Origin of the sequence: Mesorhizobium sp. M0029 (assembly GCF_040323735.1) — a bacterium.
Taxonomy (GTDB): domain Bacteria; phylum Pseudomonadota; class Alphaproteobacteria; order Rhizobiales; family Rhizobiaceae; genus Mesorhizobium.
In genome coordinates this window covers 184,551-198,993 of sequence record NZ_JAMYVF010000001.1, presented here as the reverse complement: position 1 = coordinate 198,993, position 14,443 = coordinate 184,551, and the positions used below count along the sequence as shown (strand labels likewise).

At 63.2% G+C, this 14,443-nt stretch carries 12 protein-coding genes; 4 read left to right on the top strand and 8 right to left on the bottom strand.

The genetic code is table 11. The annotated features are described in order from the left end of the window. Positions 1-12 precede the first annotated feature (12 nt). The 4 genes from NKJ76_RS00980 to NKJ76_RS00965 form a co-directional block, all read right to left on the bottom strand. On the bottom strand, positions 13-813 hold the full coding sequence (locus NKJ76_RS00980; protein ID WP_352536582.1) for an ABC transporter permease: 801 nt from the start codon (positions 811-813) through the stop codon (positions 13-15). Beyond that, positions 806-1,726, bottom strand: a complete 921-nt coding sequence (locus NKJ76_RS00975) for an ABC transporter permease (RefSeq protein ID WP_023696888.1) — start codon at positions 1,724-1,726, stop codon at positions 806-808. Before NKJ76_RS00975 ends, NKJ76_RS00980 begins: the two co-directional genes overlap by 8 nt. A 2-nt stretch (positions 1,727-1,728) precedes the next feature. Next, a complete protein-coding gene (locus NKJ76_RS00970) occupies positions 1,729-2,829 on the bottom strand; it encodes an ABC transporter ATP-binding protein (RefSeq protein ID WP_023691713.1) in 1,101 nt (366 codons plus the stop codon). Positions 2,830-2,985: 156 nt separating this feature from the next. Further along, complete coding sequence (locus tag NKJ76_RS00965; RefSeq protein ID WP_352536581.1) at positions 2,986-4,665, bottom strand: amidohydrolase; 1,680 nt, start codon at positions 4,663-4,665, stop codon at positions 2,986-2,988. A 277-nt stretch (positions 4,666-4,942) separates the two neighbouring features. Here NKJ76_RS00965 and NKJ76_RS00960 point away from each other — a divergent pair, with 277 nt between their 5' ends. Together NKJ76_RS00960 and NKJ76_RS00955 are read left to right on the top strand one after the other, a co-directional pair. Continuing rightward, positions 4,943-5,596 carry a TetR/AcrR family transcriptional regulator gene (locus tag NKJ76_RS00960; protein WP_023686329.1) on the top strand — a complete coding sequence of 218 codons (654 nt, stop codon included), beginning with the start codon at positions 4,943-4,945 and terminating at the stop codon, positions 5,594-5,596. 24 nt (positions 5,597-5,620) lie between these two features. Further along, positions 5,621-6,652, top strand: a complete 1,032-nt coding sequence (locus tag NKJ76_RS00955) for a histone deacetylase family protein (RefSeq protein ID WP_023747172.1) — start codon at positions 5,621-5,623, stop codon at positions 6,650-6,652. An 86-nt stretch (positions 6,653-6,738) separates the two neighbouring features. Here the strand turns inward: NKJ76_RS00955 and NKJ76_RS00950 are convergent, their stop codons facing one another. Next, positions 6,739-7,932 (bottom strand): TMEM43 family protein, encoded by a 1,194-nt coding sequence (locus NKJ76_RS00950; protein ID WP_352536580.1) that lies wholly within the window; start codon positions 7,930-7,932, stop codon positions 6,739-6,741. Between the two features lie 64 nt (positions 7,933-7,996). Continuing rightward, a complete protein-coding gene (locus NKJ76_RS00945) occupies positions 7,997-10,903 on the bottom strand; it encodes a M16 family metallopeptidase (RefSeq protein ID WP_352536579.1) in 2,907 nt (968 codons plus the stop codon). A 506-nt stretch (positions 10,904-11,409) separates the two neighbouring features. Here NKJ76_RS00945 and NKJ76_RS00940 point away from each other — a divergent pair. Both NKJ76_RS00940 and NKJ76_RS00935 read left to right on the top strand, forming a co-directional pair. Further along, complete coding sequence (locus tag NKJ76_RS00940; protein ID WP_023683473.1) at positions 11,410-12,120, top strand: helix-turn-helix transcriptional regulator; 711 nt, start codon at positions 11,410-11,412, stop codon at positions 12,118-12,120. Next, positions 12,117-12,887, top strand: coding sequence for a helix-turn-helix transcriptional regulator (locus NKJ76_RS00935; protein ID WP_023737686.1), 771 nt, complete (start codon positions 12,117-12,119; stop codon positions 12,885-12,887). The genes NKJ76_RS00940 and NKJ76_RS00935 overlap by 4 nt, the downstream gene beginning before the upstream one ends. A 33-nt stretch (positions 12,888-12,920) precedes the next feature. Here the strand turns inward: NKJ76_RS00935 and NKJ76_RS00930 are convergent, their stop codons facing one another. Then, complete coding sequence (locus NKJ76_RS00930) at positions 12,921-13,358, bottom strand: BspJ family T4SS effector nucleomodulin (protein WP_023671756.1); 438 nt, start codon at positions 13,356-13,358, stop codon at positions 12,921-12,923. Beyond that, entirely contained in the window at positions 13,355-14,437 is a 1,083-nt protein-coding gene (gene flhB, locus NKJ76_RS00925; protein WP_023683475.1) for a flagellar biosynthesis protein FlhB, read from the bottom strand. Before flhB ends, NKJ76_RS00930 begins: the two co-directional genes overlap by 4 nt. Between the last annotated feature and the right edge of the window lie 6 nt (positions 14,438-14,443).

The window sequence follows — 14,443 nt, the reverse complement described above, 5'->3', positions numbered from 1 at the left end:
CCATTTGTCGGTTCAGTCTCTTTTCCTGCTGACGAAGAAAAACAACGTGACGATCGCGACCGAAAGCAGCAGGAAGGCGGTCGATATCGCGTTGATCTCAGGCGTGATGCCGCGGCGGATCTGGCCGAGCATGTAGGTGGGCAGCGCATCCTGGCCGCCCGATTTGACAAACTCGGTGATGACGACGTCATCGAGCGAGATGACGAAGGCCAGCATCAGTCCGGCCAGTATGCCGGGCCACAAAAGCGGCAGCGTGATGCGGCGGAAGGTCTTCCAAGGCGTCGCGTACAGATCGGCGGCCGCGCGCTCCAGCGTCAGGTCCATGTTTTCCAGCCGCGCCCGGATCGGCAGATAGGCGAACGGGATGCAGAACGCCGTGTGGGCGGCGATCAGATAGCCAATGCCGGAATAGCCGGTGAAGATCTTGATGCGCGAGAAGAAGATCAGCAGCGCCACGCCCGTGACGATCTCGGGCACCATCAGCGGCTGGTTGATCGCCGCATATTTGAAGGTGAGGCCCGGATAGGACGCGGTGCGCGTGGTGGCAAGCGCGGCCATGGTGGCAAAGATTGTCGACAGCACCGCAGCCACGGCGCCGATCTGGAACGAGCGTAGCGTCGCGTCGATAACTTGCACGTTCTGCCAAGCCGACTGGAACCAGCGCATCGAAAAGCCGCCCCATTCGGACGTCGAGTTCGCCGCGTTGAAGGCATAGGCGACCAGCACGATGATCGGCAGATAGAGCACGATAAAACAGGTCGCAGCGATCACCGTGAAGCCGGTCTGGTGCTTGATGGAAAAGTTCTTAGCCATGCCGCGCCCCCGACTTGCCGGCATTGCGCACATAGGCAAGCAGCGCCACCATGACGATGATCATCACCGTGATCGACAGCGCCGAGCCGAGCGGCCAGTTGCGGCCTTGGCCGAACTGCAATTCGATCAGGTTGGACAGCATCATATTCTTGCCGCCGCCAAGCACGCTCGGCGTCACATAGGCGCCAAGGGCTGGAATGAAGACCAGGATGGAGCCGGCAATGACGCCGGGTTTGACCAGCGGGAAAATGATCTTCCGCAATACCTTGAATCGGGTCGCGTAGAGGTCGTAGCCCGCCTCGACGAGGCGAAAATCAAGCTTCTCCATGCTGGCATAGATCGGCAGCACCATCAGCGGCAGATAGACATAGGCCATGCCGATCAGAATCGCCGTGTCGGTGAAGAGGATCTGCACCGGCGCCGAGACGATACCAAGCTTGATCAGGATGGTGTTGATGATGCCTTCGTTGCGGATGATCTGCAGCACGGCGAAGGTGCGGATCAGAAGGTTGGTCCAGAACGGAATGGTGATCAGGAACAGCCAGAGATCCCTGGTTTTCTCGCTGCGCGTCGCCATGAAATAGGCGGTTGGAAACCCCAATGCCAAAGTGGCGATCGTCGTTATCACCGCCAGCTTGATCGAGCGCCAGAAGATGGTGACATGCGCTGCCGCAAGCGAAAGCGTATCGTCGAAAATGTCGCGTTCCATGAACACCGACAGCCAGGCATCGGGCGAAAACTGCCACTTCACATCGCCATAGGGGCCAGGCGTCAGGAACGAGTAGATCAGCACGATCAGCAAGGGGCCTGTCGCGGCGAGGAAGATCACCAGCAAGGCTGGCGCTGACAGCAGCCACCGGTCGCGCACATCGCGTCGCTGCGCTGCCTTGGCGACTTGTTCCGCGGTCGCCATGATCAGTCCTTCAGCACTTGCGCGGCGTCGTTGCCGATCATGATGCCGATCTGGCCGCCCTGCACGAAGCCGTCACCGGCGCCGCGGCTGTTCTGACGCCGCACGATGAACGGCTCGCCACCGGCAAGGCGCAGATGGAAGTGCGTGTCGGTGCCGAGATAGACGATGTTTTCGACGGTGCCGGACAGCGAAGCGCTCGGGCTGGCCGTGCCCAACTGCGCATGCTCTGGACGCACGACGATGGTGACCTTGCCGCTGGGGCTGAAGCCTTCCGGCAGCGAGGCTGGGATTTCCACACCAGACGGCAGCTTCACCGTCGCCCGGCCACCAGTCGCGCTAACCACATCCGCCTTGAGGAAGTTCGACTCGCCGATGAAGTCGGCGACGAAACGCTCGGCCGGCCGGTCGTAGATGTCGCGCGGCGAGCCGACCTGCAGGATCTTGCCCGACGACATCACCGCGATGCGATCCGACATGGTCAGCGCTTCCTCCTGGTCGTGGGTGACGAAGATGAAGGTGATGCCCGTCTCGTGCTGCAGCCGCTTCAATTCGATCTGCATTTCCTTGCGCAGCTTGTAGTCCAGGGCCGAGAGCGGTTCGTCGAGCAGGAGCACCTTGGGCTGCGGCGCCAGCGCCCGGGCGAGCGCCACGCGCTGCTGCTGGCCGCCGGAGATCTGGCTGGTGCGGCGGCCCGCCAGCGCCTCCATCTTCACCAGTTTCAGCATCTCGGCGACGCGCGCCTTGATCTCGGCCTTCGGCTTGCCCAGCATTTCCAGGCCAAAGCCGATATTGTCGGCGACCGTCATATGCGGGAACAGCGCGTAGGATTGGAAGACGGTGTTGACCGGCCGCTTGAAGGGCGGCAACGGCGCGATGTCCTGACCGTAGAGGAGGATTTCGCCGGCGGTTGGGAAGTCGAAGCCGGCAATCAGCCGCAGCAACGTGGTCTTGCCGCAGCCGGATGGTCCCAGCAGGGTGAAGAACTCATTCTCGCGGATGGATACCGAGACCGTATCGAGGGCAGCAACCTGCCCCTCACCCGATCCGAAAATTTTACTGACGTTTACGACTTCAATTGCATTCCGATCCGGTTTTTCCGGCACGATACGCCTCACTGTTGACCCCGCTCTTGCTGGCGGAGTTTTTCCCCTGTTCGATGTGACCACACGGCCGGTAGGTTGGCAAGTCCGGCATTGAACCACAGTTCAGTCGGTCATTTCGTCTTGCAAGCGGCAAGCTGTGCAAGCCGCATGCCATTGTCAGGCCTGGTAGGTGACCTTGCCACCGCAGACCGTCGTCACCGGCCGCAGCTTGTGTAGATCGGCCGGCGCCGTCTTCTCGATATCGGCCGACAAAACCACCAGATCCGCCATATAGCCGGGTTTCAGAACGCCTTTGCGATGTTCGGCGAATTCGGCATAGGCGCCCTCGACCGTGTAGGCGGCAATCGCTTCTTGCAGCGAGAAACTCTGGTCAGGATCGCCTTCTGCCCATGGTTTGCGCTGCACTGCCGCCTGAATGCTCAGGATCGGGTCGATCGCCGCCACCGGCCAGTCCGAGGCGAACACGACATGGGCGCCGGCGCTTTTCAGGGTGCGCCAGGCATAGCTCAGCGGCCAGCGGTCCCGCCCGATGCGTGACACCGTCGGCTCCAGCGGAAAATCCATGGCGCCGGGCGGATGCGACGGCTGCATCGAGGCGATGACGCCGAGTTCGGCAAAACGCGGCACGTCGGCTGCTGTGGTGACCTCGATGTGCTCAACCCTGTGCCGGCTGTCGCGCTTGCCATTGACCTTCCGCGCCGCCTCGTAACCGTCGAGCACCGCGCGCACCGCGCCGTCGCCGATCGAGTGCACGGCGATCTGCAGCCCGCGTTTGTCGATAGCCACGGCGAGATCGATAAATTGCTGCGGCGTGAACAGCGGCTCGCCGACCCAGTCGGGACGATCCGCATAGGGTTCGACCATAACAGCGGTCCAGGAATCGAGCACGCCGTCATAGAACACCTTGACCATGCCCGATGACAGCCACTCGCTGTCGTAGCGCTCGGCCATGACGGATGCCTTCTCCAGCATGTCGAGCGTCATGAAGTTCTTGTAGTGGAATGGGATCTTGACGCGGCAGGGCAATCCCTCCTCGGCCTCGATCTCGGAAAGCAGTTCGAGCTGGTAGAGATTGCCGTCCATGTTCTGGATCGAGGTGATGCCGTGGCGCGCGCACCAGGCAAGTCCGCGCCGTATGATGTCGCGGTCGGCGGCCCGCTCGACGGCCGACGGCATTGGGTCGGGCTCGCCGCCGGTCGACAGTCCCAGCCGCACCCGGCTTTCGCCGGCAAGGTCGAGCACCGGACCGAAGGCTTCGCCCTCGCGCAATTCGCCCGCGGCCAGGCCGTCGTCACCCATCACGATCTCGTTGCCCGGACCGAGCGTGCGTCCCTTCAGGATGCCGGCCATCTCCAGCGCCTTGGTGTTGGCCCACATCGTATGGTGGTCGGGCGCTGCCATGCAGAAGGGGCGGTCGGGCAGGATGGCGTCGAGATGATGGCGTGTCACCCGCTCGTCGCCGAGCACGGTGTAGTCGACGCCCTGGCCCACAAGCATTTTCGCCTCGGGCCGCGTCGTTGCGTAGTCGCGGATGGCGCTTTGAAGCGCCTCGAAGCCATGGATACCGCCGAGTTGAAGATGCGCGAGCTCGGCCCCTCCCGAGAACAGATGCATGTGGGCTTCGATGAAACCGGGCAGGACCGAACCGCCCTTGGCGTCGATCACCTCTGTGGTCGTTCCCTTGAGTTTTTCGATGGCGGCGTGGTTGCCGATGGCGATGATGGCGCCGTCCTTGACGGCAATCGCCTCGGCGGCGGGATTGTCATCGTCCATGGTCCGCACGCGACCATTGATGACGATCAGATCAGCATTTTGACCCGCACCCGTGACAGACATCGCGACTCCGCGCTTTTGACGACTGGCTGAGACCGACAACCCTCTTGTCCGACAAGCTGCCACTCCGCTGGAGCGGCGTTATCGGACGAAAACTGATGCCAGTGCGCTGCTTCGAAATTCCCCTTGCGATCTCTCAAAACAGCGTGGATAAAAGAATGCGACTAATTATTCGCGTTTGTCAACGTGCCGAATTTCGAATGTATTGTGGACAACACACCACGCCAATGTTGAGACCGGGACCTGTGTTGAAACCGGCAGGGAACGAAGGCATCAATCCGTGAAGCGCAGTCTCAGCCGCGAAACCAGGATGGCGCTCGAACCGCGCAAGCAGCCGCGGCAGGAACGGTCGAGCAAGGTGGTCGACAGGATACTCGACGCTGCGCTGATCCTGACGCGGGAGCAAGGAACCAAGACGCCGACGACGCTCGCCATTGCCCGGCGCGCGGGCCTGTCGGTCGGTTCGGTCTACCAGTACTTTCCCAACAAGGAAGCCATTCTCCTCGACCTCGCCCGGCGCTGGCTGTCGTCGTTTCCCGAGGTGATCGCCAGGCGCATCGAGGTCACCCCACCCACCAACCGCGACGAGTTTCGGCAGGAGGTGCGCAAGCTCTTCATCGATACCTCCAGAATATATCTCGAAAACGCCACCCTGATGCCGGTGATCGAGGCGATATCCGGCAATGCCGACCTCAGGCCGATCCAGGACGAATATGACGAGCAGATCATCGCGCTTTACGCCGCGTGGCTGCAGCATGTGAACCCGGCCCTTGAAGACAAGATCGCCAGCCGGCTCGGCGTGCTGATGATGGATGTCGGGCACGCCTGCCGGCTTGTGGGGTTGAAGCGGGATCGCAAGACATACGACCTCATCGAGGACGATGTGGAAAGAATGTGGCTCGCTTTGGTCACCCCCTATCTCAACCTTGACTGATCTCGCTATTTCGAGAGGAAATTCATGAAGACTGTCTATTCGCCGCTTCATGCCGGCCATGCCGGCCAGATGGAACTGGTCACGTCGGCAATCGTGCCGGGTTTCGAAAAGCCATCGCGGGCCGAGTTCATCAAGGCGCGGGTCGAGAGCGAGAAGCTGGGGCCGATCATCGGACCGGTCGAGCACGATCTCACAGCCGCCAAGCGCATCCACAAGGCCGACTATATCGACTTCCTGCCAACCGTCTGGCCAGCGTGGAAGGCCGCCGGCCTCGATGGCACGGCGATGCCCTTCACCTGGCCGACGCGCGGCCTGCGCGGCGACGTGCCACCCAAGCGCGTCGACGCCTTGCTCGGCTATTACTCCTTCGACGCCGGCGCCACCTTCGTCGAAGGCACATGGACCGCCATCAAATCGTCCTATGACGTGGCGCTGACGGCGGCGGCCTTGGTCAAGGGTGGCGAGCGGTCGGCCTTCGCGCTTTGCCGCCCGCCCGGCCATCACGCCGGTGCCGGGTTCATGGGCGGCTACTGCTACATCAACAATGCTGCGGTCGCCGCGCAGTGGTTCCTCGACCAGGGCGCCGAACGCGTCTCGATCCTCGACGTCGACTACCACCACGGCAATGGCACGCAGGAGATCTTCTATGAACGCGCCGACGTGCAGGTTCTCAACCTGCATGGCGATCCCATGGTCGAGTATCCGTTCTTCCTCGGCCATGCCGATGAACGCGGCGCCGGCGCCGGCGAAGGTTTCAACGTCAACTATCCCATGCCCTTCGGCACCAATTGGGACGCCTGGAACGCCTCGCTGGAGGATGCCTGCGTCAAGCTCGCCGCCTACGCCCCCGATATCGTCATCGTCTCCCTTGGCGTCGACACCTTCGAGAAGGACCCGATCAGCCAGTTCAAGCTGAAAAGCCCGGACTATCCGAAGATCGGCCGGCGCATGGCCAAGCTCGGCCTGCCGACGCTGTTCGTGATGGAAGGCGGCTACGCCGTCGAGGAGATCGGCATCAACGCCGTCGGCGTGCTCACCGGCTTCGAGGACAAATAGGAAAGCAATTCCAGGATAAGTGTGAGGCGGTTTTCCGGCCGGATTGCGCCAAAGAGATATGGGGCGGCTCCGGCCGCCCCGACCATCTAGGCGGCCGCAGCCGGGTTAGGTGCAACCACCGGAACGGCTGGCCTTCGCGACCGGCCGATGCGGTAGACAATCACCGCCGCAATCACGCCTGCCGCCAGGATGGCGAGCGCCAGCAACGGCCGGTACCAGAACCAGGCAATCGCGATCGTCACCGTGCCGACCAGGATCGCCAGAACGAAGGCGATGATGCCGGTGCCCATCCGCGCCATGCTGCCGAGGAAGGGTATGACGTCGAGGATCACCCCGATCGGGCTGAGGAACAGCGCAAAGCCTATGGTCAGCAACAGCAAGCCGGCGCCGCGCAGCAGCCAGGTGATCAGCGTGTTGGCGCTGACCGCGTCGGCGAACATCTTTTCGGCCGGGACGTTGCCGGTATCGACCATCAGCAGCGCATCGCCGGCTTGCGTCTGGTAGGGCTCGAAGCGGCTGCCGGCCTGGCGCGCGATGATACTGATCACGCCCAGCGGCGCCAGTTCGTAGCCGATGCGATAGTCACCCAAAGCGGGCGTCGTGTTGTCATTGCCGAGATAAATCTTGCCATCCACGATGCTGAGCGGTTTCGTTCCGATATAGGCAGCCTTTATCGCCGCCGACTGGTCGGCTGAGAGCGAATAGTCCTTGTCACCCTCGATACGGTCCAGCACTGGCGTATCGAGATCGAAGGCGACAAGCTTGCCCTCAGGAATCTGGAAGGTCCGGCCGTGGATTTCCATCGGCGAATTCTGGTGGCCGTCCGGCTTCTTGAAGTCCGACGAGTCGATCTGGCTGTCGTCCCACACCTTGGAATAGCTGTAGGTGGTCACCGTCTCTTCGCCACCGCCGAGCTTCTTGGTCGTCTCCGACTTGGACTCTTCCTTCCACTGATACATCTCGACACTGCGCGACAGCCGCAGCCCTTGCGTGGCGATGCCGAAATCCGGATCCGCCAGGCCGCTGTCCGCCGTCACCAGTCCGCTGACATGAACCAGCTTGCCGTCATTGGCGGTATCGACGCTGTCGGCGCCGACCGAAACCACCGCTCCAGAACCTTCGGCCAGCGAGCGCGCCGTCTGCACGGCGCGGCCCTCGTTCCAGAACAGCCCGATCACCATCAGCGCGATCAGGATAAGGCCGAAGATGACCCCGCCGACCGCGCGCTTGATCCGCCCGAACCACGAGACGGGCGTTACTTCCCGAAATGAATCGCTCATCGTTTCCCCCGAAACAAAGTTATCCCAAAATTACAACGCGGCCGGCGGCTGCGCGTTTAGCCCGTCAATCGGCGTGGATCTGCGCGCCGCAATCCCTTTCGCCGGCGCAGGCGTGCACCGCGCGCGTCGTGCCGCCATCGCCAACCCGCCACGGCGAGGCAGACAGCGGCGCCTGGCGATTGCCCCCGAGAAGATCGAGCGCCCGCATCGCCGTCTCTTCACCAGCCTCGTCACGCTTGACGATCTCGACGTCCTTGAGGCCGATCGCGGCAAGCTGCGGCATCACCACATCGGGGTCGCCCGCCACCACGATCAGCGACGGATCGAGCGACGCCAGGGCCAGCGCCTGTTTCTGAACCGCATCGAGCGTCAGCTTTGTGCGCGCCGCAATGCGGGTTTGCTGGTCCTCCAGCGTCGATCCGCTGCCGACCGCGCCAATCAGCGAGGAGAACAGACCAGCCGACGTCTCGGCCGATCCAGCCAGCGCCCGGCGATAGACAGTCACCGTGCGGTCGACCTCGTCCTGCGCCACCGGCAAGGTGGTCAGGCCGGCAAATCCTTTCAGGATTTCGGTAATCGCCGGCCCGGTGTTGGCGCGCTCGACGGTGGTTGCCACGACCAATCCCGAGCCGGCCTTCATCGGGCTCATTAGATAGCTCGACACGCCATAGGAATAGCCCTTCTCCTCGCGGATCACCGAATTCAGCCGGCTGGAGAAATCGGCGCCAAGCAGGTTGGAGACCGCGGTCGATTCAGCGCGCTCGCTCTCGTCGGTGCCGGGCGCCGGCCGCGCCACGAACAGCGCCGACTGGCTGGCGCCGGGTTCGGGCACCAGCAGCACTTTCTGTCCCCCGTTGAAATGCGCCGCCGGCGACGGCTCGACGGCATAGCCGGCGGTGTCGCTTGTCCACGCGCCGAATGCTTTTTCAAGGCTGGCGGCGACGGTCGCGACCGGCATCGGGCCGACGCTGTAGAAGGTCACCGCCTTCGGCGTGAACTCCGCCTTGAATGCGTCCCTCGCCTCGTCGAGCGAGATCGAGGCCAGCGCCTTTGCCGACCAGTCCACCGCTGCCTTGCCCGGCACCTGCGGGATCAGCGTCGCCTTTGCCATGCGGCCGGCAACGCCGGGCAGATCCGCCTCGCGGCCGTTTAGCCAGTCGACTGTCTGCGCCATCAGCACCGTCCATTCGGTCCTGTCGAAACGAGGCTTCAGCACCGCGTCGGCGAGCAGGCCAATACCCTGGTCGAGCTTTTCCGGCGGCACGCCAAGCGTCATCATCGTGGTCAGCGTTCCGGCCTGGTGGCCGACGCCGGCGCCGATGTCGCTGGCCGCCTTGGCGAAATCAGCCGAGCCGCGATCGGCGGCCCCGCGTGTCGCCATGCTTGCTGCAAGCTCCAGCAATCCCTCCTTGCCTTCCGGCACGCTGTTCCAGCCGCCGGCGGCACTGGCGGCGACATACACCATCGGCGCTTCCGGCATTGTGTAGTGGACGAGTTTGATGCCATTCGAGAGCGTCGCCGTTTCCATGGCGGGCAGTTTTGCCGAAGGCGCTTGCCCGGCCGCATGCTTCGGAATGTCGATCGCCGCTCGCTCCGGCGCGGTGAACGGCTGCGGTGTGCCGGACGACCCGATCAGTGCATCGGGATAGCCGCCGCGCGGGCCGGGCTTCAGCATCAGTACGCTGGCATCTTCCGGTTTCAACAGCCGCTTCATCGTTGCCTCGACATCCGCCACGCTGGCGTCCTTCACCCGCGGGTCGTCGACCAGCGCGCTCTGCGCATCGCCGAGCACGTCGGCATTGTAGGAGACGACGCCGGCGCGATCCTTCAGTGCTTCGCTGCCGAGCCGCGCTGCCTGCAAGATGCCGGTGCGCGCACGCTCGACATCGACCGGATCGAGCGGGGTCTTCAGGAAATCCGCAAACGCCGTTTTCATCGCGCTTTCCAGCGCTTCCGGCGCCACACCTTCGGCGGCACCCGCCTCGAAGGTAAAGCGGCCACCGAGCAGACCGCCGGTCCAGCTCGCGCTGGCATAGGTGGCAATGCCCAACTGCGAAACCAGCCGGTTGCGCAAAAACCCATATTCGCCGTTGCCGAGCAGTTCGGCGGCAATGCTGAGCGCACCATTGTCGGGCGACTGCGCCACCGGGCCACTGAAGCCGACCACGACGATGGGGCTTGGCACACGATCCTCGAGCACCAGCTTGAGCCGGGCCTGCGTCGGTGCCGGCACGGCGGGCCGCGCCACATCGGCGCCGCGCGCCACGCGGCCGAACGTGTCGGCAATCAGCGCCTTGGTGTCGTCGATCTCCAAGTCGCCGACCAGCACCAGCACCGCATTGTTGGGCAGATAGTAGCTGTTGAAGAAACCCCTGACATCGTCGAGCGTCGCCGCATCGAGATCGGCGACCGAGCCGATGACCATGCGGCTATAGGGATGCGGCTTCGGGAACAGGCCGGACCAGAAAGCTTCCCAGCCGGATGCGCCGGCCTTGTCGAGCACGTTCTGGCGCATCTCGTTCTTGACCACCGAGCGCTGCAGATCGAGCTTGGCCTGAGTCACCGAGCGGCCGAGATTGGCCATGCGGTCTGCCTCAAGCGACAAGATCATCGGCAGTGACGACGACAACCCGTCGACATAATAAACCGTGCCGTCCTCGGTGGTCCAGGCATTGATCTCGTTGCCGAGCGCGGCGTGCGCGCCGAACACGTTCGGCCAGGCCGGCGTGCCGGAAAACATCAGATGTTCGAACAGATGCGCAAAGCCCGAGCGTCCCGCGGGTTCATTCATCGACCCGACGCGGTAGCGCAGGTTCATCACCACCTTCGGCACGCGATGGTCGGGCACCAGCACCACCTGCAGCCCGTTGTCGAGCGCATAGGTAACGGTCGGCTCAGCCTTGGCGGGCGCTGCCATGCCGGCAAGAACCGCAAGCACCACCGTGAACGCCAGGAAAACCTGCTTCATCATGACCCCCGATGCTGATGGCCGCGAGCAAGCGCCGCCAAATCCGCCGTATGACCGAAGGGATGCCCATCCCTGCCGGCTGCCGAGACCCTATCGGAATCGATCGGCCCTCGATACGGCAGTATCGCAACACCCTCTGGCTTTTTCGTGTCGGCGTTTCAGGCCTTTTGCGGCGGAAAGGCCGCGAAAGTCGCGCCTGAGTCGCTTGAGTCCAATAATATTGATTTTGTCAAATCGCGTTTGATGTCGGATTCATCTGCGGGTAGATTAGACCCGAATCAGCCGGTCCTTGGGGGGCGCGGCGACCACCCAAAGTCTCAAGTTCCGGCCAATGACCGGCACCAGACGCGGACGGCTTCGCGTTCCCTGAATGGATTCGGTGATCAGCGCGACCGCCGCGCCGTGTGAGTGCTTCGTAAACGTGATGCGTCTTCAAGTTCGGCCGCTGCTAACCCCAGCGTCCGGGCTCAAGAAAAGACTCCGGCCATGACATACAACCAAAGCATCCAATGAGCAGTTCCGCCGCGCTTCTCCAATCCGATACGTTAGGCTCGCGCCTCGAATCGCGCGGCGATCTCACCTCCTTTTTCATGCAGCTTGCCGCCGAGATCGGCGCCGACAGCTACATGCTCGTCGCCATCGTCCACGACCAGGACCGCAACGACGCCCGCATCGTCTCATCCAACTGGATCTTCGACGCCATTGAACTGATCGGCAAGCGGCTGATCGCCGGCCTTGCCCAGGGACCGCTGACCGTTGCACCTGGCATCCGCCCGAGGCCCCTGGTCGCCGCCGCGGCACCCGACGCCGGCGGACTGCTCACAGGCGAAGAGGCGCGCCTGCTCGACGTGCTTGGACATGCCGAAGTCTATTCACTGCGGCTCAATGTCGGCCGCCAGCGGCTGTTTGCGCTTTTCTCGGCGGCCGAGGCCGGCAGTATCGACCAGCCGGCGCTGATGAAGGCTCAGTTGAAGTGCTGTTACGCGCTGTCCGCCATCCCGCAATTGATCGCCGCCGTCGCCATGCAGGACCCGCTGTCCGACCGCGAGCGCGAATGCCTGTTCTGGGTGTCTGAAGGCAAAACCACCGATGAGGTCGCAGTGATCCTCGGGGTCTCGTCCAACACCGTCAACAGCTACATCACCCACGCCATCCAGAAATTCGCGGCGTCGAACCGCGCGATGGCCATCGCCACGGCGATCAGGAGCGGCATCATTTGAAACACGCTGACATCAAGGCGGCGGCCGAAGCCCTTTTCAACGAGCAGCGAAATCCGTTCGGCGCCTTCTCCATCAGTTCCGAGACGCACCATGCCGTTACCATCCCGGACGCGGTGCGCCGCTGCCGCTGGATCGCCGTCGACATCAACGCGTCGGCCTTCGGCCTCTACTTCGTCAGCCCCTCGCCGGAACGGGCGCGCCTGGTGCCGAGCTTCGATTCCGACTATCCCGCCACCGCGGTGACAACCAAGTTCATCGCCGGCGCCAATGGCGAGGAGATGGTGCACCACAGCGGCGCCTCGACAGCGCCGCGCTGGTGGGCGGACGACGGCATCGCCGGCTCGGACGCCGTCTTCCAGAACCTCGCCTGGGCGGAGCGGACGGCGCCGCTGGCGCCGGGCACCAACGGCATTGCCTTTCCCGTCCATGCCGATCGGGGCCATTGCGGGCTGGTGGTGTTCCTCGGCTCGACGATCGCTTTGCCGGAGGACACGCTCTACGAAATCCACGCCCGCTGTTTTTCGCTGTTCGCCGCCGTCGCCCGAATTCGTCCGAACGATGCCGGCCGGATGCGGTCGATCTCCAAGCGTGAACTGGAGTGCCTGAAGCTGACCGCCAACGGCAACACCAGCGAAGAGATCGCCAGGCTGCTGAAGCTGTCGGTCCACACCGCCAACCAGTATCTCACCCAGTCGACGCAGAAGCTCAACGCGGTCAACCGCAACCAGGCGGTGGCCAAGGCGCTGCGGCTGGGGCTGATCGAGTAGTCAGCGTCCAGCGATTCGGCTTGCGAAAGAAAATCAGCGATAGGCGAGCGGCTCGGTCCGGCGAATGCGCGCCTCTTCGATGACCGTCTCCAGCAAGGCGGTGTTGTGCTCGGGGTCTTCGCCGGGCTTCTCGAACGACACATAGTTGACCGCGACCGAAGACCTCTCCTCGCTCAGCGTCAGCTGGAAATAGACGGTGACGCCCGGCGGCCGAAGCTCGAGATCGAGCACGATGCGCGGGCTGCCGCTCCAGTCGACATGTGCCTCTCCGCCATGGCCGAGCCTGAGCGTGCCCGGCAGGAAGAACAGCTCCACCGCCGAATCCACCAGATCCGACAGGCAAGCGAAATGCTCGAGCCGGATGAAAGCGATGTAGTCGGCGACATCGATCAGCCGCAACTCGTCGACCACCTGCTCGATGGCCTTGGCGACAATGAGTTCGCGGGATTTTGCGTGCGGTTGGCGGTTCATGAAATTTGTCTCCGCTCAGCCTTTTTGGAGTAGACGATCCGCACCAGTTCGGCGACGGCCTGGTAGAATTGCGACGGGATCACGCTATCAACCGAAACTTGCTTGTACATGGAGCGGGCGAGCGCCACGTCCTCGAAGATCGGGATGTTGTGCTCCTTGGCAATCTCGCGAATCTTGAGCGCCACAAGGTCCTGGCCCTTGGCCAGCACCATGGGTGCTGAATCCTCGTCGCGGACATATCTGAGCGCGATGGAAAAGTGCGTCGGATTGGCGATGATCAGCGTCGCGCGCGGCACCGCCGTCATCATCCGCTTGCGCGCCCGGTCACGCGCCAGCGAGCGCAGCCGCGACTTGATGATCGGGTCGCCCTCGGACTGTTTGAACTCGTCCTTGACCTCCTGCTTGGTCATCCGCAGATCCTGCTTCCAATGGAAGCGCGACCAGACGACGTCGACCGCCGCGATCAGCCCCATGACGAAGACGATCGCCACCAATATGTCGACGGTGATGCTTTTGATGACGAGGCCGAAAGCGACGGGGTTGGTGATCATGCCGGCCAGGAGCTGGCGGTAGTCCTGCGACAGCGTGAAGTAGAGCACGATACTGGCGAAGCCGAGCTTGCCCAGCGATTTCAGGAATTCTACCCAGCCCTGAATACCGAACATCCTGGTCCAGCCCTTAGCTATCGAGATGCGCGACAGTTGCGGCCGGATCCGCTCGCCGACGACTTGCGGCATGTTCTGCAGCACCGAGGCGCCGATGCCGGCCACCACCAGCAGCACCAGCAGGCTGACGACGGCGTTGCCTATTTCCATCATCACGGTCTTGTAGAGCGCGATGACGTCGGTCTCGGTGTCCATCGGCCACGCCTCGGGCTTTTCCAGGAACATCGACAGGAACATGCCGAGATCAACGACCGCGTCCTTGGCGTAGAAGACGGTGAACACCAGTATGGCGATGAAGGACGCCAGAAGTGCGGCCTCTCGCGAATGGGGCAGCTTGCCCTGTTCGACGGTGTCGCGGATCTTCTTTTCGGTCGCGTCTTCGGTTTTGGAGTCTTTGTCCGCCGCTTCAGCCATTCAGCG

Coding starts and splice junctions, on each gene's coding strand:
- flhB (WP_023683475.1), bottom strand. CDS start 14,437: ATGGCTGAAGCGGCGGACAAAGACTCCAAAACCGAAGACGCGACCGAA.
- NKJ76_RS00965 (WP_352536581.1), bottom strand. CDS start 4,665: ATGTCTGTCACGGGTGCGGGTCAAAATGCTGATCTGATCGTCATCAAT.
- NKJ76_RS00980 (WP_352536582.1), bottom strand. CDS start 813: ATGGCTAAGAACTTTTCCATCAAGCACCAGACCGGCTTCACGGTGATC.
- NKJ76_RS00930 (WP_023671756.1), bottom strand. CDS start 13,358: ATGAACCGCCAACCGCACGCAAAATCCCGCGAACTCATTGTCGCCAAG.
- NKJ76_RS00955 (WP_023747172.1), top strand. CDS start 5,621: ATGAAGACTGTCTATTCGCCGCTTCATGCCGGCCATGCCGGCCAGATG.
- NKJ76_RS00975 (WP_023696888.1), bottom strand. CDS start 1,726: ATGGCGACCGCGGAACAAGTCGCCAAGGCAGCGCAGCGACGCGATGTG.
- NKJ76_RS00950 (WP_352536580.1), bottom strand. CDS start 7,932: ATGAGCGATTCATTTCGGGAAGTAACGCCCGTCTCGTGGTTCGGGCGG.
- NKJ76_RS00945 (WP_352536579.1), bottom strand. CDS start 10,903: ATGATGAAGCAGGTTTTCCTGGCGTTCACGGTGGTGCTTGCGGTTCTT.
- NKJ76_RS00940 (WP_023683473.1), top strand. CDS start 11,410: ATGAGCAGTTCCGCCGCGCTTCTCCAATCCGATACGTTAGGCTCGCGC.